Here is an 18,482-nt window from a genome sequence, read left to right on the forward strand (position 1 = left end):
AGAGGACCTATATGAAAAAGACGATCTATTATCGTGCATGAATACCAACGTTCTCCCAAGAACTGGTGTAACACAATCATGACCTTCAAATATGGGGATGCAGTAAAACAGGCACAGGTGCGCCCCGGGATGACGGTCGGCGAACTCGTCGACGAACTCGGGAAAGCCGGAGCCTACAACGGAGGATCGCTGTGGCAGGCGGTCAACATTTACGAGCGGATGCTCCGCGACGAGCAGGCCCTGAAGTTCTTCGGCCTCTCGGGGGCCATGGTGCCCGGCGGCATGGGAGGCATCGTCGCCGACCTCATTCGCCGGGGGCACATCGACATCCTCGTCTCGACGGGCGCAAACCTCACCCATGATGTCATCGAAGCGATAGGCTGCCACCACTACCACGGGACCGCGCAGGTCTCAGATACCGAACTCTGTGAGGAGGGAGTCAACCGGATCTACGACATATTCCTTCCGAACGAGGCGTTCATCAGATTCGAAGAGTTCATGCAGGAGACCTATTCGTCCATCCCGGAGGGCTCGACGGTCTCGATCTCCGGTCTCCTTAACCAGATCGGCGGCCGGCTTGAGACCGGGATCCTTGCGGCGGCGGCAAAGGCCGGGGTGCCGGTCTACTGTCCCGCCATCCAGGACTCCATGATCGGGCTGCAGTACTGGCTCTTTTCCCAGACGCATAAGGTCACGGTCAGCGCGTTCGACGACATGCACGGGCTCCTCGACCGGTGCTTCGAGGCAAAGCGGGCCGGGGCCCTCCTCGTCGGCGGCGGTGTCCCGAAGAACTACATCCTGCAGAGCAAACTGATGACCGAGAGCGGGTTCGACTATGCGGTGCAGCTCACCGGCGACCGGCCGGACCTCGGCGGCCTCTCGGGCGCGACGCTCGAAGAAGCCCGGTCGTGGGGCAAACTCACCGGAGAAGCCACCGCCGTGACGGTCTACGGCGATGCGACCATCAACCTGCCGCTCCTCGTGGCCGCAACCCTTGAGAGGCTGGAAGGGTGACCGAACTCATCCTCTCTCTCGATCTCTGCGACCGCCGGCAGGCGGCGAGCATTGCGGAGTCCTGTGCACCGTATATCGACGCGGTCAAGGTCGGCTACCCGCTCGTCCTCTCGGCCGGCCTCGGGATCGTACAGGACCTTGCCGGCCTCGGGCTGCCGCTCATCGCCGACTTCAAGGTTGCGGATATCCCGAACACCAACCGCCTCATCTGCGACGCGGTCTTCTCCGCAGGGTTTGACGCCGTGATCGCACACGGGTTCGTGGGACCCGACGCCGTGCGGACCTGCGTCGAGGTGGCGCACGACCGGGGCGGGGCCGTTTACGTCGTCGCCGAGATGAGCCATCCCGGGGCGGTCGAGTTCTTCCACGGCGGTGTGGCCGAGCGAATCGCAACGCTCGCCGTCAACTGCCGGGCCGACGGGATCATCGCTCCCGCCACCCGCCCGGACCGGATCGGCCGGCTCCGCGAGATCGTCGGCAGGAGGACGATCTATTCCCCGGGCGTGGGAACCCAGGGCGGCGACATCGATACGGTGGCCGGGCTCGTCGACGGGGTTATCGTAGGGAGGAGCATCTACGAGGCGGAAGACCCCGCGGCCGAAGCCAAACTTCTCTCCCGCATCCGCCGGTGATGAGTTCTCCGTTCCGATCCCCGCGCAAGGGAGATGACGAGCCCTATGAGTGATCTGAGGCGGATGCGGCTCACCCATTTCTAAGGGTTAATATATTTCCCTGCAGATACTGGTATCATGAACTGGAGCCCTGAACAGCTGGAACTGGCAGCGAAGTACCACAGCCTCGACGAAATACCCAAAGAAAAGCGGCGGTACAAGTGTCACACCTGCCACTGCGTCGTGGACGAGACCCCCTGCCCTAACTGCGGCGAGACCTCGCTCGAGATCATGTGCCCGCTCGACCATTGCGACTGTCACCACTCCATCGTCGAGAAAATCGAGTACTGCCCGCTCTGCGGCCATGCCATCTGTCCGGAGTGCGGGAGTCACGACGTCGTGCAGATCAGCAGGGTCACCGGATACCTCCAAGACGTCGCGGGCTGGAATGCAGGCAAGCAGCAGGAATTGAAAGACCGGGTCCGCTATTCCATCGTATGAGATACTTTGTCCGGGACGGAACTCTTTTTCTTCGCGGCCGGTTACGGGCGGCGAGCACCGGCGTCAACGGCGGCATCGCCGACGTCACGACGATGTTAAGCCACACCGTACCGCACGATTTCGAGGGCGACCCGGTACGCCATCTCTACCTCGTCGCCGCCAGGCACGGTCTCTTCCGTGAGTTTTTCGGACTCATGACCGCCGTTAGCATGCGGCATCTCTGCGTGCTCCAGTACGACTTCATCACGGTCTTCATCACCGCCGGGATAACGAACCCGACGGCCGCGTCCGCCGCTCCGCACACCATCAACATCATCGTCCACAGCCGGGAGGGGATGAGCGATGCGGCGCTCCTCGAGGCGATCATCACCGCGACCGGGGCGAAGGCCCAGGCGCTCCACGATCTCGGCTACGATGTTGACGCCACGACGGATGCTGTCGCCGTCGCCTGCGAGCGCGACGCCGTTCCCTCAGGACAGCGTTCGGTGCACACCTCCGCCGGGACGCTGACCGAGGTCGGCAGACGGGTCCACGCGGCCGTCCTGCACGGCGTCCCGGAGGCCCTCGCGCGGTGGCAGGGGGAGGTCCGGCGGAGCGAGCCGTCGTTCTTCATCTACAGCCGTTACGGCGGGGAGCACTGGGTGGAATGGCGGAAGGAGGGCTGCCCTTACTACCCCTGTCATTTTCCGGGACAGCGGTGCGACTACTGCTACTGCCCCTGCTACCCCTGCGCCGATGAGGAACTCGGAGAGTGGGTCGAGAGTTCGAGCGGCGGCAAGATCTGGGCGTGCACCGGCTGTACACTCCTGCACGTCCCCGGGATCGCGGATTACATTAAAAGAAATCCCGAGGCCACTCTTGCCGAGCTCAAGCGCCTTCGGGATAGGTTATAACCCGGGTTTACGCCTCGGCGATGCCGAGGGCGGAGAGCATCTCTTCGAGCGGGACGCCATGCGCCTGGGCGGCTTCCCGGATCGTCTCGTTGTTCGCGATGGCGCAGCCAAGGCAACCCATTCCGAACCGGAAGAGTACCTGTGCCGATTCGGGTTTCTCCCGGAGGAGGTCCGCGATTGTAGTGTCCGCATTCAATGCCATACAGCTGATGTTGTACCTGCCCCTATTTATACATCAAGGATGAGGTACGGAGACGCTCCGATTCGGTTGCGGACCCGTAAAACAGTGTCATCCGGCTGTCCCTGCAGACGGCGGACGGCCCCATGGAGACTGCAGATACGAACCGCTGATGCCGTGCCCTTTGCCGATCGGCTGCACCGCCGGGCTTTTATACGATGGCTCGCGGTTCATTTTCACACCGCGCACGGCATCTTTAATTTCTGATGAGTCGTCAGTACAGACTGGAGATGTAAAATGCACCTATCCGAGGTAACAGAGAGAATCTCCCGGAAACTCGAAGCAAAAGGCGCGCAGCCCGATCGACAGAAGATCGAATCGCGCCTTCACCGCCTCGTTGAAGAATTCGGCGTCAATATCGAAGAGGCCGAACGAACGGTAACCGCGGACCTCGCCCGCGAATATAACCTCACCGGCGTCGGAGCCGCCTCCACGGATCTCCGCCCGATAAGCGAGATCATTCCCGGCGACTGGGTGACGATCGAGGGAAAAGTCGTTGCCCTGACCCCGGCGCTCTCGCCCTCGATCGCTCAGACGGGGATCATTGCCGACTCGAGCGGCGCCATACGCTTTGTCACCTGGACCCGGGCGAACGCTCCCGCGATGGAGTACGGCCAATGGTACCGGATCGAGTCCGCGGTCGTCGACGAGTACAAAGGCGCACCGAACCTGAAGATCCACTCGGGCACCACGATCTCCCGGATGGAGAAGGATATACCGCTCCTCCCCTCGATCACGCCGATCACCGAGCTGAAACCCGGTGTCGGGAGCGTGCGGGCCAAGGTCGTCCAGGACTGGGAAGTGACCCACGACCGGATGCTCCAGACGGGGCTCCTCGGCGACGAGACGGGCACCATCAAGTTCGTCATATGGAAAGAAGAGGGCAAAGATAAACTGGACCTCAATGCTGTCTACAACATCTACTACGCCACCGTCGACGAGTACAACGGCAGGCTCTCCCTCTCCCTGAACACCGCGATGTACATCTCGGACGAAGGGGATATCGAGGTCGGGCGGAACGAGACCGAGATCCAGGGCGCTCTCGTTCACGTCGCTCCCGGCTCGGGCCTGATCAAGCGCTGCCCCGTCGAGGGGTGCAACCGGACGCTCTCCCGACAGAACTACTGTCCGGTGCACGAGATCCAGCCGGAGTTCCGCTACGACCTCCGCCTGAAAGCGGTCCTGGACGACGGGATGCGCGCCCATAACATCCTGATACAGCGCGACCTCGTCGAAAAACTCACGGGGCTCACCCTCGATGAGGCCGTCGGGATCGCGGAGTCGAACCCGCTCGGCATGGACGAGACCTTCTACCGCATCAGGGACGCGGTGCTCGGGCGCTACTATACCTGCAGCGGGAGCGAGTTCGGCGGCAGGCTGCTCGTCAACTCCTGTACTCCGGTCACGTTCAAGCCCGAGGAACTGGCTGCACTGCTGAACCGTGCCGGAGGTGAGCCGGCATGAAGCCCCAGGTCGCGTTCGAGCGCGAACCGGCACGCAGGGTCTTTGCATCCGAACTCCGGGAGACCCGCTACCAATTCAAGGACGGCGACGACGAGAAGAGCCCGACCTACGTCATCCTCCCGAGCGGCATCCGGAGCAACCGCATCTTCATCGTGGGGACCCTCACGGAGAAGCAGCGGCAGGGCGACCAGAACATCTTCTACCGCGGCCGGGTGGTCGACCCGACGGGCACCTTCTTCATCATGGCGGGGTCCTACCAGCCCGAAGCGATGCAGCAGCTTGCCCGGATCGAGCCGCCGGCGTTCGTCGCCGTCGTCGGGAAACCGAACCTCTACACGACCCCGGACGGAACCTGCCTGGTCTCGGTCCGGGTGGAGTCGATCTCGGTCGTGGACCGCGAGACCCGCGACCTCTGGGTTCTGGACACCGCCCGCGAGACCCTGGACAGGCTCGATGCGTTCGGCACCACCGACGACTCCCGGAAGGCCCAGGAGGAGTACGGGACGCAGCCGGATATCTACCGAAAGATCATCTACGACGCACTCGCCCAGGTGCAGTTGTAGGACCGCGACGCCGACCATAATATTAGACCAGGAGGCCCCATGCCCGATCGCCCATACCGGGCCCTCAACGACTGGATCGCCCGCGAAGCAATCCCGTTCTCTCTCGACTCGCCCAAAGCCTTAAACAACGCCGTCGACTCAATGACGGCCGCGCTCGGCGACTCCGTGGAACTGCTCGGTCTTGGAGAGGCGCTCCACGGCGGTGAGGAGGGCCTCATCCTCCGCAACCGGCTCTTCGAGCGCCTTGCTACGGCGCACGGTTATTCCGCCATCGCCATCGAGAGCAGTTTCCCCCGGGGGTGCCTGGTGGACGGGTACGTGGCCGGCCGGGGCCCGGCCTCGTACGCTGCCGTGCAGGATGCCGGGTTCAGCCACGGCTTCGGCCGGCTCGACGCGAACCGTGAACTCGTGGAGTGGATGCGGGAATACAACGCCGATCCGGCCCACCGCATCAAACTCCGGATCTACGGCTTCGATACGCCGACCGAATTCGGCAGCAGCGACAGCCCGCGCCGGCTCCTGCAGTTCGTTCTCGACTACCTCTCCTCGGTCGACAGTGCCGCAGGCGCGGCGTATCGCGAGCGGATCGAGGCGCTCCTCGGGGATGACGCCGACTGGGAGGACCCCGCGACGGTCTTCGACCCGACGAAGTCGGTCGGCCAATCCCCGGCCGCAACCGCGCTCCGGGTCGAGACCGAAGACCTCATTGCGGAACTGCACGCCCGCCGCCCCGAACTGAGGGTGCTCTCCGGCAACGACCGCTACCGGGAAGCGATGCAGTATGCAGCGGCCGCGCGCCAGCTCCTGAACTACCACGCCGCACTCGCGCGAAATCCGGGCGACCGGGTCTCCCGGCTTCTCGGGATGCGCGACGCGGCGATGGCGGACAACCTGGCGTACATGGTCGCCCGCGAGCGCGACCGGGGAGGAAGGGTCTTCGCTTTCGCACACAACAGCCATCTTCAGCGCGGAAAGATGGAATGGCGGTTCGGCACCGACCTCTACGAATGGCATCCGGCGGGAGCGCACCTTGACGCGATCTTCGGCCCGCGCTACGCCGTCGTCGGGTCGGCGGTAGGCGTTTCGGACGAAAACGGCATCGGCCGGCCGGAACCCGGCACCCTCGAGGCCCTCCTCACCGCCGGCCCGGGTCCGGTGCGGCTCATCCCGACGCACAGAGGAGAACGGCTGTCCGGTTCGGCAACCGCAACTCTCCCGACCCGTCGGGGTAGTACGAAGAACCCGGGCTACTTCCCGCTCACCCCCCGGAGCCTCACCGACTTCGACTGGCTGGCGGTCCTGGACGCAACGGGATACGCCCGCGGCGGGCCGCCGCTGCAGCAGTGAGACGCCGGACAACAGGGGCGTTCGCCCCGGGCGGCACTGTGCCAATCGGGAAGAAGTTGTTCGCCGATCTCGCAGGATACGCCTGCAGGCGAAACTTCGGTCCCGACGAGAGGGTTGTTACGGACGAGGGGCTCGTTCGAGAGAGGAGTCAGGAGAACGCATGAGCGCCGAAAGCATCAAAGAAGCACTGGAAACCCGGCAGGTCGGGATCTACTTCGGCGCCGTTCTGACGGCCGGGGTCGCGGCTTTGCTGGCGCCCGAGATCGCCGCCGTCAGGACCGGCATCAATCCGGCGCTCGCACTGATGCTCTTTTCGACCTTCCTGCAGGTCCCCCTCGCCGATCTCGGGAAAGCCGTAGTACACGTCCGTTTCATAGCGGCCCTACTCACCGCGAACTTCATCGCCATTCCGCTTCTTGTGACGGCGCTCGTGCAGTTCCTGCCCGACGACCCATCGGTGCGGTTCGGCGTGCTCCTGGTTCTGCTTGCACCCTGCATCGACTACGTCGTGACCTTCTCCCATCTCGGCCGTGCCGACGCCCGCCTTCTGCTCGCGGCAACTCCAGCCCTCCTCATTACGCAGATGCTGCTCCTGCCGGTCTACCTCGGCGCCTTCCTCGGGACCGACGCAGCCGGTCTTGTTCAGGCCGGGCCGTTCGTTCAGGCATTCGTATGGGTGATCGCCGTCCCGCTTCTCTTCGCCGCCTTGGTACAGTTGTGGACGGCGCGGAGCCGAACCGGCGAGCGGGTGTCGACGGCGTTCGGATTGCTTCCGGTGCCGGCAACCGCGCTTGTGCTCTTCGTCGTCGTCTCGGCTGTGGTGCCGCAGCTCGGGCCGGCGAAGCAGACGGCCCTATGCGTCGTGCCGATCTACCTAGCCTTTGCCGTACTCGCCCCGCTGATCGGGTGGTCCGTTGCACGCCTGTTTCGGCTCGACGCGCCTACGGGACGGGCCGTCGCATTCAGTGCGGCCACGCGAAACTCGCTTGTCGTACTGCCGCTTGCTTTTGCCGTGCCGGGAGCGGGCCCGGTTCTGCCGGCGATCATCGTCACACAGACGCTCGTCGAACTGACGGGCGAACTGGTCTACATTCGGCTGATCCCACGGCTGGGAAACCGCAACTCCGTAACCGCGATTTAACCTGCAGTCTTACCCGGAGGATACCGGTTTACTCCGCCGGTTCCTGCCGCGCTCCCTTCCATTCCCCCTTCAGTTCGGGGTAGTCGGCGAGGATCTTGCTGACCGTACTCCTGCTGATGTCGAACATCCTGCAGATCTGGCTGATGCTCGTTCCTGCCTGCCGTATCGTGAGAAGAGCCTCGACCTGACCCTCGTTGAGCGCCCTCGGCCTCCCGATAGGCCTCCCGTCCCCTCTCTTTGTCTTCTTCGAGGCTGGGGGTGCCGCCTTCCGGGTACTCTCCCGGTACCGGTCCATGTATGCGATGAAGTTGCCGACGGCCTCCCTCCGGAGTTCCGGGTCGTCCCGGTGCCCGAAGAAATCGTTGTTCACGCAGTAAACCGTGCAGCGATCGTTTAACGTTTTGAGGGCTGCAAGCCCGCTGTCCATATCCTTGGCAAGATCGGCAAGATCATAAATGATGATCTCAGAGCAGTTATTGACGGTGCAGTATTCCAGCATCGCCGCAAAACCCTTCCGTTTCTCCGGAGGCGTTGCGTTCGCCCGGTGGTCGCGGAAGATTTCAACAATACGAAATCGATATTTACAATAGTTCTCGACTTCACCCTGTTGTGCTGCGAAATCTCCTTTCTTTCTTGTATTCAGGTATGCCACAGCATCTTTTTTCATCCGTTTATGGTGCCGTATAATCGTATATATTATTTTTGAAGGTGCACGAACGACGCCGGTTTACGGCACGGCACAGGACCCCGTGCAAATATCTGCTCTTCGCCGGAGAATGTAAAAAAAGGTCCTTCCGAAGAGGTTCGTCGGATCGGGCGCGGGGCCCGAAAAAAAGCACGGTTACGCCGGTCGCCGCGACTCCCACCGGTCCAAGACCTCCCTCCCCTCGACGAAGACAAGCCCGTGCTCCCGCGCGTAGGCCATCGCGCCCTCCTTCGAGAGGGCAAGCCCCGTCCTGTCGTCCAGCATCTCGCAGATCGTGACCGCCGGGGTGATATTTGCCATACCGGCAAGCGCGATCGAAAGTTCGGTCTGCCCGTGCCGCTCGTCGAGCAGCCGGTCGGCAGCCCGGAGGAGAGCAACGTGGCCGGGCGTCCGGAAATGTGCGGCAAAATCGTGCCCGCCGCCGTTGAGCGACTGCTTCACCTCGTCCGCCACGGCGGTGACGGTCAGGGCGCGGTCGCGGTCCGTGATCCCGGTATAGGTATCCCGGTGATTCACCCAGAGCGAGAACGACGAGTGGTTCTTTGGATCGTAGGGGACCTCGCCGTCCTTCTCGACGAGGCTGCAGCCCCGGAGGACCTCGTGGGCAAACGGCAGACCGAGCCGTTTTGCGGCCTCAGGATGCACCGCCGTGCAGATCAGTCCGCCGCCGTCTTTGCGCATCTGCCGGATGTGAGCGGGCGTAACCGCATCAGACCGGATTGCAAAGTCGGTCTCGCGCTCGCGGTTGTCAAAATCGTAGAGCAGGATGAATTCGCCCTTCGCCAGGGCCTCTATAGCTGCATCAATCATGGGCAATCTCCACCTCAATCATATCGTTATCGTTTAAGTCCAAGACCTTGCGAAGCTCGCACCCGGCGATAACCTCGACGATATCCTCCGGGTAATGGGTCCGGGAAGGCTCGACAATGGCGCATTTCTGACCCCCGATACGGCAGGGGAGCACTCGGGCGCCGCCGAACGTCCGCTCGTCGGCAGTAAACCCCGGAACCTCGATCCAGCCCGCGTGATCAAGGTGTTTGCGGACCTCGATGCTCGCGGTATCCAGTCTGATATTCAGGGTGCCGGGGAAGGGTTCAAACCCGAGATACTCGCCGAACCGCTCCTTGTAATGGGGGAGGCTCATGTAGTAGCGCCCCTCGCCAAGCCCGCTGATCACGGTCCCGGCGAGGACGTACCGCCGCTGTTCCGGGTTGAATATCCTGACGTAGTCCGCATACTCACGCTTCAACGCCTGCTCGCCCCCCCTGGAGACCGCGACATACTGGCCGTCGGGTTTCATCGACCGGACGATAAACTGCTGCCGCTCAAGCGCGATCAGCCGCCGTGAAGCCGTCTGGGGGCTGATACCCAGTTCCTTCCCGAGCGACTGTGAGGAGAGCCGGATCGGGCCCCGGCACCCCCCGAGCAGGGCGATCGTCTTTAAGGACTGCAGGTCTTCCGATTCAACCATCGTACCATTATTGAGATGCATACTATATACGGGTTACGCAACGATCTCAGGCACGGCCGACTTCGTGAAATGTCGAAGTGGGATACGCTAATTATTTAAGTAGCGGTGCTGAGAGTACTTGCATGAAATCCGGAGTGCGGCATCAACTTGCCGAGAAAATGGCAGGAGAGATCACACTTTCGGACTCACCGGGTCAGGCTCTCAAGAAATGGCGGCAGAGTTTCGACATTCCGCAGGGACTTCTTGCCGAGCGCCTTGAGGTCTCGCCCTCTGTTATCAGCGACTACGAAAGCGGACGAAGAAAGAGTCCGGGAACCGCCATCGTCGGCAAGATTGTCGACGCGATCCTCGCAATCGACGAGGACAACGGCGGTCGGTACATTAACAAATTTGCTAAAATTCTGTACAGTGAGTTCGACGAAGACGTCATCTACGACATTCATGAGTATGCGTCCCCCGTGGGTCTTGCGGAATTCGCCGAAGCCATCGGCGCCGCCACGCTCTGCGGTCCGATGGACCAGACCGTTTATGGGTATACGGTTGTCAACAGTCTCCATGCGATCCTCCAGCTCTCTTCGAGCGAGTTCAACCGCATCTACGGCTGGAGCACGGAGCGTGCCCTCATCTTCACCGAAGTCTCAACCGGGAAGTCGCCCATGGTGGCGATCCGGGTCACGCCGTTCAAACCCCGCTGTGTGGTGCTTCAGGGCATCAGCCCGGAAGCGGTTCATCCGCTGGTCCCGGGTCTCGCGGAGCGCGACCGGATCACCGTACTCTGCACCGAGATGGACGTCCAGACGATCATCAGTTCATTACGAGGAAAGTTATGGTAGGCATCTATTCATACGGCGTCCATATCCCGCGATATCGGATTAAAGTCCCGGAAATCGCCCGGATATGGGGTGCCAACGCAGAGGACATCACCCGGGGTCTCGGGGTCTTTGAGAAGTCCGTTCCCGATCTCGATGAGGATACCACAACGATCGCCGTCGAGGCGGCCCGCGCCGCTCTCCGGCGGAGGACCGTCGACCCGGCGTCTATCGGCGCTATCTACGTAGGGAGCGAATCGCACCCCTACGCGGTCAAGCCCACCGCCTGCACGGTCGGCGAGGCGATCGGGGCGACCCCCAATATGACCGCCGCCGACTACGAGTTTGCGTGCAAGGCGGGGACGGCCGGCATCCAGACCTGCATGGGTCTTGTCAAGAGCGGGATGATCCCGTTCGGGATCGCCGTCGGCGCGGACGTGGCTCAGGGGGCTCCCGGCGACGCGCTCGAGTACACGGCTGCGGCCGGCGGGGCTGCGTTCGTCATCGGCGAAGGGGAGACCATCGCCGATATCAACCGGACCTGCTCCTACACCACCGACACGCCCGATTTCTGGCGTCGGGAAGGGCAGAACTACCCCCGCCACGGCGGGCGGTTCACCGGTGACCCCGGCTACTTCAAGCATGTTCAGGGCGCCGCACGGCTGATGCTCGACACGGTGGGGACGAGCCCGAAGGACTACGACTACGCCGTCTTCCATCAGCCGAATGCGAAGTTCCCGCAACGGGCGGCAAAGATGCTCGGCTTCTCCAATGAGCAGATCCGGCCCGGGCTTGTCGTCCCGAGGCTCGGTAATACCTACTCCGGAGCATCGATGATCGGGCTTGCGGCAACGCTCGACGTGGCGAAACCCGGCGACCGGATCTTCGTCACCTCGTTCGGGTCCGGGGCCGGAAGCGACGCCTTCGACATCACGGTCACCGATGTCATCGAGTCGGAGGAGTTCAACCGGGCGGCGGCGCCGACCGTGGAGCAGGTGCTCGCGAACCCGATCTACCTCGACTATGCACTGTATGCCAAACACAAGGGAAAGATCGTGATGCAGAAATGAGAGATGTAGCAGTGATCGGAATCGGGTGCACGGAGTTCGGGGAGCACTGGAGCACCTCGTTCCGCGACCTCTTCGTCAAGGCGGGGACGCTGGCGCTCGAGGATGCCGGGGTCTCCGGCGAGATGATCGACGCCCTCTATGTGGGGAACATGAGCGCCGGGAGGTTCGTCGAACAGGAGCACATCGGGGCCCTGATCGCGGATTACGCCGGACTCGCGACCAAGAACATCCCGTCGACCAGAGTGGAGGCGGCCTGCGCCTCCGGCGGACTTGCTTTCCGGCAGGCGGCGATTGCGGTCGCAAGCGGCATGGAGGACGTCGTGGTCGCGGCGGGAGTCGAGAAGATGACCGATGTCGGGACCGGGGCGAGCGTGGATATGCTTGCGAGCGCCGCGGACCGTGAGTGGGAGGGGTTCGCCGGAGCGACCTTCCCCGGGCTCTACGCGATGATCGCAACCGACTACATGCACCGCTACCCGCTCACCCGGGAGCAGCTTGCAGAGGTCGCGGTGAAGAACCACGAAAACGGTGCAAGGAACCCGATTGCCCAGTTCCGGAACCGGATCACGGTCGACACGGTCCTCTCCTCCTCGCTGGTCGCCGACCCCCTGCGGCTCTTCGACTGTTCGCCGATCACCGACGGGGCGGCGGCGGTCGTGGTGGTGCCGCTTGAGCGCGCCCATGAGTTCACCGACTCACCGGTACGGGTGCTCGCAAGCGCCCAGGCGAGCGACACCATCGCGCTCCACGACCGGCGGGACATCTCCACCCTGGACGCCACCGTCACAGCAGGGAAGCGGGCGTTTGCCCAGGCGGGCCTCACCCACAAGGACATCGATATGCTCGAAGTTCACGACTGCTTCACCATCGCCGAGATCTGTGCGATTGAGGACCTCGGGTTCTGCAAGAAGGGCGATGCGGGCAGGCTCACCGAGGAGGGAGTCACGGCCCTCAACGGGGACCTCCCGGTGAACACAAGCGGCGGCCTGAAGGCCTGCGGCCATCCTGTCGGCGCGACGGGGATCAAGCAGATCTGCGAGATCGTCACCCAGCTCCGCGGCGAGGCTACGGGCCGGCAGGTGGACGCGGAGATCGGTATGGCCCACAACGTGGGCGGGACCGGCGCGACGGTCGTCGTGCACATCCTGGGGGCGTAAAAATGTCGGTTTCACGATTCTGGAGAAAGATCCCGCAGCGGTACAACCTTGTCGGGACACAGTGCACGACCTGCGGGCGCTACTTCTTCCCGCCCCGGTCGCTCTGCCCCGACTGCCGGAGGAGCGGCCACATCGTCGACCACAAGTTCAACGGTGAGGGGACGGTCGTCACCTACACGGTGATCCGGTCGGCAAGCGATCAGTTCGAGCATACCACCCCCTACGTCCTTGCTATCGTTAAACTCGACGAGGGCCCGAGGCTCACCACCCAGGTCGTCTGCGCGCCCGAGGACGTGAAGATAGGGATGCGGGTGAAAAGCGTCTTCCGCCGGGTGACGGCGGACGGCGAGAGCGGCACCATCCACTACGGCACGAAGTTCGTGCCGGTGGAATAATATTCAAATTTTTGTCTCCGGGGCTTTTTCGGGCTTCGGACTAAAAGGGATCACGCTCGATACTCTTTTTTTTGACGCCCGCACCCACCCTTCCGGCTAGTCGCGCTTCGCATGAGGCTCTAGCGCCCCTTGCATTGAAAACTCACACGAAGTGCGACTGTCCGCAGGGTGCGGTGGTTTATCAAAAAACTGGATGGAACCGAAAGGTTGCGAGCCGCGAAGACCGGTACCTGTCCCCTTCGCGGCTTCGCGTGAGTCATGCCGCGGCCCAATCCACCTACACCGAAGACTCGCCCGAACCTTCTTTCTCAACAGTAATATCGTACACCGCGTGCCACTTCCCCGGCGAGTAGGTCCTGACCACGCGTTCGACGACCTCTCCCCGGGTGACCGCACGGATCAGGGGGAGGTACTCCCCTTCCCGCTCCTCCAGGGCGTAAAGGTGGATGGTCCCGCCGTCCCGGCAGAGCCGGGCGGCTGTCAGGAGGAACTGCGGTGCGGCCAGGGGGAGGTTCATGACGATCCGGTCGAAGGGGGAAAAATCGAGCCGGAGAAGGTGTCCGGCGTCCGCGAGCATCGGGATGACGTTTTCCGCCCGGTTGAGCGCGATGTTATGGATCATCAGGTGGACAGCGGCGGGGTTGAGGTCCGCGGCGACGACGAAAGCGGCCCGGCGGGCCAGGGTGATCGCAAACGGCCCGACGCCGGCGAACATATCGAGCACCCGCTCCCCCTCCTCCATCGCGCGAAGGACCCGCTGCCGTTCGGTCGAGAGCCGGGCCGAGAAGTAGGCGTGGGCGAGGTCCACGTCGAAGCGGAGACCGTACTCGGTCACCCGGGTGCGGGTGGACGGGACCCCTGCAAGGACGGCGAACCGGCGGATGCGGTACTCCCCCTCGACCGGGGTCTCCGGGAAGAGCACCGTCGCGAGGGACGGCCGGGCGGCGAGCAGCCGCCGGGCGCCCCCGGGGTCGTTCTCCTGCATGATGGCTATCCCGCCCACGAGCTCGTGGCGGGGGAGAACGACCTGTTCCGGCACAGCCTCAAACTCGCACCGGAGAGCGCCCGGGACCTCTCTTACGACCGGAAAGAGGACGGCGCCCCCCTCGGGGCGCGGCTTACAGCGCCGGTCAAGGAGCCCCTCGCCAAGCAGCCGGTGCCGTGTCTCTTCAGCCTCCCTCTTCTCCACCGCAAGGCACCACTGTTCCTTTCGCACGCCGACCACCAGCCATCTTTAGGTATGAGTCCTCATACTATTCATGGATGATTACACGAGGAGGCTGAAAGAAGGCTCCCTCAAACTCTACGCGCTCGAAAAGGAACTCCCCCCGGAGGAAGCGGTCCGGGTGCGGCGGACCTTCATTGAGGAAGAGACCGGCACCGCCCTTCCCGCGGTGGGGTCGTTTACCATCGGGATCGACCGGGTGGTGAAACGCAATATCGAGAACATGATCGGCGCGGTGCAGGTGCCGATCGGCGTCGCGGGACCGCTTCCAGTGAAGGGGGAGTACGCCCGCGGGTCCTACTACCTCCCCCTGGCGACGACCGAAGGAGCGCTCGTGGCATCGGTGAACCGCGGGTGCTCCCTGATCACCCGGGCGGGGGGTGCGGACGTGCGGATCATGCGCGACGGGATGACCCGGGCGCCGGTTTTTGCCGCACGCGACGTCGTCCACGCCCGTGAAGTGGTCGCCTGGGTGGACGAACACACCGCCGAAATCCGCGAGACGGCGGAGAGCACCACGAAGCACGGGGAGTTTCTCGAAGCCGTCTCCTACGTTGCGGGGACGAGCGTCTTCGTCCGGCTCGAGTTCGACACCAAGGACGCCATGGGCATGAACATGGTGACGATCGCAAGCCAGAAGGTGGGCGAGCTCATCGAACGGGAGACCGGGGCCCGCCTCGTCTCCACTTCCGGGAACATGTGCACCGACAAGAAGCCGGCGGCGATCAACCTGGTCCGGGGCAGGGGAAAGACCGTGGTCGCGGGCGTGCGACTGACCGACGAGATGGTCGCCGACCTCCTGAAGACCGATTCTGAGACCCTTGTCGCGGCAAACTACCGCAAAAACCTTGTGGGCTCGGCGCGGGCGGCCTCGTTCGGGTTCAACGCCCACGCAGCGAACGTCGTCGCCGCCATGTTCATCGCCTGCGGACAGGACCCCGCCCACGTCGTCGAGGGGAGCACCGCGATCACCACCGCCGACCGGGTAGACGGCGGCGTCTACGTCTCGGTCACCCTCCCCTCGCTCCCGGTGGGAACGGTCGGCGGCGGCACCGGGATTGATACCCAGCACGAGTGCCTCGCGATGCTCGGCGTCGCCGGAGGCGGCGACCCGCCGGGGACCCACGCGAAAGCGCTTGCCGAGATCGTTGCCGCCGGGGTGCTCGCCGGAGAACTCTCCCTCCTCGGCGCCCTCGCGGCCCAGCACCTTGCCAGGGCCCACCAGGACCTCGGCAGGGGATAACATCCCCTTTCTAAAACCGGAACCACTTCATCATGACGAGGGCATCCTCCTCGTTCGCGTAGTAGGAATCTATCTGGAAGACCTCCTGGTAGCCGAGGCGGTGGTAGAACTCCTGAGCGCCGGTATTGGTGATCCGGACCTCGAGCTGGACACCGCTCGCGCCTAAAACGGCATACTCCTGTTCCAGGCGACGGATGAGCTGCCACCCGACTCCCCGGCGCCGGTATCCCGGAGCGACCGCGAGGTTCATAATATGCCCATAAACCTCTTCTCCGGTGTCTTCAACGCCCCCGGCAACGAATCCCGCCAGGTTGCCGTTGTTTTTGGCCACAAAAAATGTCTCGGGGTAGTAGGCGAGCGATTCACGGAGCGTCCTCTCATCCCACGGGTCGACGAACGCCGCTTTCTCGACGGCAACTATCTGCGGGACATCGACGGGTTGTGCCCGGTGAATGGTGAATTGAAGCGGCATCATAGTTACCGGCCTTTCCTTTGCGGAGTGCCTTATCTAATATAATGTCAGGAGACAAAATAATAGCCACATACGAGTGGCGGTTTCCATGGTTCAAATCTATCGGTTCGCAGCGGTTCGCCCTGAACGTCGGTACTCTGAAAAGATACCTTCTGTGCCGTACGATGTGGTGACGGCGGATGAAGCCCGGGAATGTATTGAGAAAAACCCTCTGAGTTTCCTGCGGGTCAGCCGGCCAGACGCCGAACTCCCCGACCTCCCCCCGCACGACGACCGGGTCTACCGGCGGGCGCGGGAGGTCTTCGACGGCATGCTTGCAGACGGTCTTATGCAGCGCGACCCGGACCCCGGGATGTACGTCTACCGGGCCGTCCAGGGCGACGAGGAGTTCGTCGGGCTGGTCTGCTGTGTGGCGACGGAGGACTATGAGAACCGACGGATCCGACGGCACGAACTCACCCGATACGACAAGGAGGAGGACCGAACCCGGCACATCGACGCGGTCGGGGCCAACACCGGCCTTGTCTTCCTGCTCTACCGCGACCCCGGCGAGATCTTCCCCTACGTCCACTCTCTCATCGACGGAACGGGGCCCGTCGGGAGCACCGTAACCGGATCTGGCGCGCTTCACGAGGTCTACCGGGTCACCGACGGGGCGGCCCTTTCGCACCTTGAAGACCTCTTTGCGACGGTGCCGGAGGTCTACATCGCGGACGGACACCACCGGGCCAAATCGGCGGTGAACGTGGCGGAACGGCGACGGAAAGCAGGAAGGTTCACCGAAGAGACCGGGAAGTTCATGGTGGTCCTCTTCGCCCACGACCGGGTCCGTATCCACGGCTACAGCCGGCTTGTTGCGGACCTCGGCGGCTACACCCTCCCGGGATTCATCGACGCGCTCTTCGCGGCAGGCTGGGACGTCCGGCCCTACGGGAAGGTCGACGATACGGGCTACCAGATCCCGCCGCTCGCGACCGGGAACGGGCCGGTGCATGTCATGCACTTCTACCTGCAGGGGACCTGGTACGAGGTCTCCCGGCCGGTCGCCGACCCCGCCGACCTGATCGGGTCCCTGAACGTCTCGGTGTTGCAGAAAAAGATCCTCGAAGGGATGCTCGGCATCGCCGACCCCCGGGGCGACCCCCGGCTCAACTACATGGGCGGGGCAAAACCGCTCTCCGAACTCGAACGGCTCGTCGACTCCGGGAAGTACGCACTCGCAATAGCGATGCAGCCGGTGCGGGTCGAGACGGTGCTTGCGATCGCCGATGCGAACGGCATCATGCCGCCGAAATCCACCTGGTTCGAGCCGAAACTCCTTTCGGGGCTTGTCATCCACACAATCGATTGAGCAACCCGGATCACCGCCCTTACCTTTTTTGTTCCGGCATCCGGGGTGGTGCAGGGAGGGATTCCAATCGCAACAATTGCACGGGAGAGGGTGATCCCCTCACCAGCGCCGGGAGTACTCCTGCGAACAGGCGTAGCAGACGAACTTCCCGCCCTCGACCCTGACACGGGATTCAGCGGTCATCTCGCCGCACTTTGCGCACGGCACCGACCGAAAGATCCGGGCCCGCTCCGGGATCTTGACGTCGACATCCCGGACGGTGAAGAGTTGTTCGGCGGGCAGGTCCAGGACGGCCTCGACCACCCGGTCCACCCGCTTGCGGTACTCGGCCTGCTCGGCGGCGGAGGCGTCGCCCCGGAACACCCGCGCCCGGAGCGGCGCAAGATCAGGGTCGAGCGAGTCGGTGTCGAACGACGGGTTTGCCGCGATGCGGACTGCATCGCCGGTCCGGCGGTTGATGAAGGTAAAGGCGTGCTTGCCGTAGTCTTTGAAGAGGAGGTTTCCCTTTCCTGCGGTGCAGCCGGTGAGGACCTGGATGGCGTCGACGCCGCAGGCGTCGGTCTCGGCGATGGTAACAATCTCCTCGTCCTCCGATCTGCCGGAACGGAGCCGGTCAAGGGCGATCTCGGCCGCTCGATAGCCCAGCGCAAGGCCGGGGCAGACGTGACCGTGAAAGGCGGCCGCTTCGGCGAACCGGCTGTGTGCTTCCCCCGGACCTCCGGGAGGCGTAGTATTACACATAATCCTACCTTGCGTGAAATATTGTTATCTGCCGACGAATATATGTTACGATGCCGTGCCGCGCCTCTCC

The 18,482-nt window shown here is 63.4% G+C and carries 21 protein-coding genes; 14 read left to right on the plus strand and 7 right to left on the minus strand.

Annotation, left to right across the window (positions count from 1 at the left end):
* The first annotated feature begins 78 nt into the window (after positions 1 to 78).
* The 4 genes from BRA42_RS03220 (at position 79) to BRA42_RS03235 (ending at position 3,019) form a co-directional block, all read left to right on the plus strand.
* Positions 79 to 1,014, plus strand: a complete 936-nt coding sequence (locus BRA42_RS03220) for a deoxyhypusine synthase (protein WP_292405010.1) — start codon at positions 79 to 81, stop codon at positions 1,012 to 1,014.
* Positions 1,011 to 1,646, plus strand: coding sequence for an orotidine-5'-phosphate decarboxylase (pyrF, locus tag BRA42_RS03225; RefSeq protein WP_292405013.1), 636 nt, complete (start codon positions 1,011 to 1,013; stop codon positions 1,644 to 1,646). The genes BRA42_RS03220 and pyrF overlap by 4 nt, the downstream gene beginning before the upstream one ends.
* Before the next feature lie 117 nt (positions 1,647 to 1,763).
* On the plus strand, positions 1,764 to 2,126 hold the full coding sequence (gene nrdD, locus BRA42_RS03230) for an anaerobic ribonucleoside-triphosphate reductase (protein ID WP_292405016.1): 363 nt from the start codon (positions 1,764 to 1,766) through the stop codon (positions 2,124 to 2,126).
* Entirely contained in the window at positions 2,123 to 3,019 is an 897-nt protein-coding gene (locus BRA42_RS03235) for an adenosylcobinamide amidohydrolase (protein ID WP_292405019.1), read from the plus strand. The genes nrdD and BRA42_RS03235 overlap by 4 nt, the downstream gene beginning before the upstream one ends.
* 7 nt (positions 3,020 to 3,026) lie before the next feature.
* Here the strand turns inward: BRA42_RS03235 and BRA42_RS03240 are convergent, their stop codons facing one another.
* On the minus strand, positions 3,027 to 3,221 hold the full coding sequence (locus BRA42_RS03240; protein WP_292405021.1) for a DUF1858 domain-containing protein: 195 nt from the start codon (positions 3,219 to 3,221) through the stop codon (positions 3,027 to 3,029).
* 273 nt (positions 3,222 to 3,494) lie between these two features.
* Between BRA42_RS03240 and BRA42_RS03245 the strand changes: the two genes are divergently transcribed.
* From BRA42_RS03245 to BRA42_RS03260, 4 genes are all read left to right on the plus strand, one after another.
* On the plus strand, positions 3,495 to 4,721 hold the full coding sequence (locus BRA42_RS03245) for a nucleotide-binding protein (protein WP_292405023.1): 1,227 nt from the start codon (positions 3,495 to 3,497) through the stop codon (positions 4,719 to 4,721).
* Complete coding sequence (locus BRA42_RS03250; protein WP_292405026.1) at positions 4,718 to 5,284, plus strand: RPA family protein; 567 nt, start codon at positions 4,718 to 4,720, stop codon at positions 5,282 to 5,284. Before BRA42_RS03245 ends, BRA42_RS03250 begins: the two co-directional genes overlap by 4 nt.
* A gap of 39 nt (positions 5,285 to 5,323) precedes the next feature.
* Positions 5,324 to 6,631, plus strand: a complete 1,308-nt coding sequence (locus tag BRA42_RS03255) for an erythromycin esterase family protein (protein ID WP_292405030.1) — start codon at positions 5,324 to 5,326, stop codon at positions 6,629 to 6,631.
* A gap of 160 nt (positions 6,632 to 6,791) precedes the next feature.
* Complete coding sequence (locus tag BRA42_RS03260; protein WP_292405033.1) at positions 6,792 to 7,772, plus strand: arsenic resistance protein; 981 nt, start codon at positions 6,792 to 6,794, stop codon at positions 7,770 to 7,772.
* Positions 7,773 to 7,800: 28 nt separating this feature from the next.
* Here BRA42_RS03260 and BRA42_RS03265 read toward each other — a convergent pair whose 3' ends face one another.
* From BRA42_RS03265 to BRA42_RS03275, 3 genes are all read right to left on the minus strand, one after another.
* Positions 7,801 to 8,439, minus strand: coding sequence for a recombinase family protein (locus tag BRA42_RS03265; protein ID WP_292405035.1), 639 nt, complete (start codon positions 8,437 to 8,439; stop codon positions 7,801 to 7,803).
* A 174-nt stretch (positions 8,440 to 8,613) separates the two neighbouring features.
* Positions 8,614 to 9,288, minus strand: a complete 675-nt coding sequence (gene ribB / locus BRA42_RS03270) for a 3,4-dihydroxy-2-butanone-4-phosphate synthase (RefSeq protein ID WP_292405037.1) — start codon at positions 9,286 to 9,288, stop codon at positions 8,614 to 8,616.
* On the minus strand, positions 9,281 to 9,949 hold the full coding sequence (locus BRA42_RS03275; RefSeq protein ID WP_292405038.1) for a DUF120 domain-containing protein: 669 nt from the start codon (positions 9,947 to 9,949) through the stop codon (positions 9,281 to 9,283). The genes ribB and BRA42_RS03275 overlap by 8 nt, the downstream gene beginning before the upstream one ends.
* A 122-nt stretch (positions 9,950 to 10,071) precedes the next feature.
* Between BRA42_RS03275 and BRA42_RS03280 the strand changes: the two genes are divergently transcribed.
* Genes BRA42_RS03280 through BRA42_RS03295 form a run of 4 tightly spaced genes read left to right on the plus strand, consistent with a single transcriptional unit; the run spans position 10,072 to position 13,380 of the window.
* On the plus strand, positions 10,072 to 10,782 hold the full coding sequence (locus BRA42_RS03280) for a helix-turn-helix domain-containing protein (protein ID WP_342770682.1): 711 nt from the start codon (positions 10,072 to 10,074) through the stop codon (positions 10,780 to 10,782).
* Complete coding sequence (locus BRA42_RS03285) at positions 10,776 to 11,828, plus strand: hydroxymethylglutaryl-CoA synthase (protein ID WP_292405042.1); 1,053 nt, start codon at positions 10,776 to 10,778, stop codon at positions 11,826 to 11,828. Before BRA42_RS03280 ends, BRA42_RS03285 begins: the two co-directional genes overlap by 7 nt.
* Complete coding sequence (locus BRA42_RS03290) at positions 11,825 to 12,985, plus strand: thiolase domain-containing protein (protein ID WP_292405044.1); 1,161 nt, start codon at positions 11,825 to 11,827, stop codon at positions 12,983 to 12,985. Before BRA42_RS03285 ends, BRA42_RS03290 begins: the two co-directional genes overlap by 4 nt.
* Before the next feature lie 2 nt (positions 12,986 to 12,987).
* Positions 12,988 to 13,380: a Zn-ribbon domain-containing OB-fold protein gene (locus BRA42_RS03295; RefSeq protein ID WP_292405047.1), complete on the plus strand. Its 393-nt coding sequence runs from the start codon at positions 12,988 to 12,990 to the stop codon at positions 13,378 to 13,380.
* 277 nt (positions 13,381 to 13,657) lie between these two features.
* Here BRA42_RS03295 and BRA42_RS03300 read toward each other — a convergent pair whose 3' ends face one another.
* Entirely contained in the window at positions 13,658 to 14,596 is a 939-nt protein-coding gene (locus BRA42_RS03300; RefSeq protein WP_292384182.1) for a class I SAM-dependent methyltransferase, read from the minus strand.
* A 43-nt stretch (positions 14,597 to 14,639) separates the two neighbouring features.
* On the opposite strand from BRA42_RS03300, the gene hmgA reads away from it, so the two are divergent.
* Entirely contained in the window at positions 14,640 to 15,848 is a 1,209-nt protein-coding gene (gene hmgA / locus BRA42_RS03305; protein WP_292384180.1) for a hydroxymethylglutaryl-CoA reductase (NADPH), read from the plus strand.
* A 10-nt stretch (positions 15,849 to 15,858) separates the two neighbouring features.
* On the opposite strand, the gene rimI is transcribed toward hmgA, so the two are convergent.
* A complete protein-coding gene (rimI, locus tag BRA42_RS03310) occupies positions 15,859 to 16,323 on the minus strand; it encodes a ribosomal protein S18-alanine N-acetyltransferase (protein WP_342686091.1) in 465 nt (154 codons plus the stop codon).
* Positions 16,324 to 16,408: 85 nt separating this feature from the next.
* Between rimI and BRA42_RS03315 the strand changes: the two genes are divergently transcribed.
* Complete coding sequence (locus BRA42_RS03315) at positions 16,409 to 17,671, plus strand: DUF1015 domain-containing protein (protein WP_292405049.1); 1,263 nt, start codon at positions 16,409 to 16,411, stop codon at positions 17,669 to 17,671.
* 99 nt (positions 17,672 to 17,770) lie between these two features.
* Here BRA42_RS03315 and BRA42_RS03320 read toward each other — a convergent pair whose 3' ends face one another.
* The gene (locus tag BRA42_RS03320) at positions 17,771 to 18,412 is read right to left on the minus strand and encodes an FmdE family protein (protein WP_292405052.1); all 642 of its coding nucleotides are present in this window, start codon (positions 18,410 to 18,412) and stop codon (positions 17,771 to 17,773) included.
* Positions 18,413 to 18,482 lie beyond the last annotated feature (70 nt).

Source organism: Methanoculleus sp. UBA374 (assembly GCA_002508705.1).
Classification (GTDB): Archaea; Halobacteriota; Methanomicrobia; order Methanomicrobiales; family Methanoculleaceae; genus Methanoculleus; species Methanoculleus palmolei.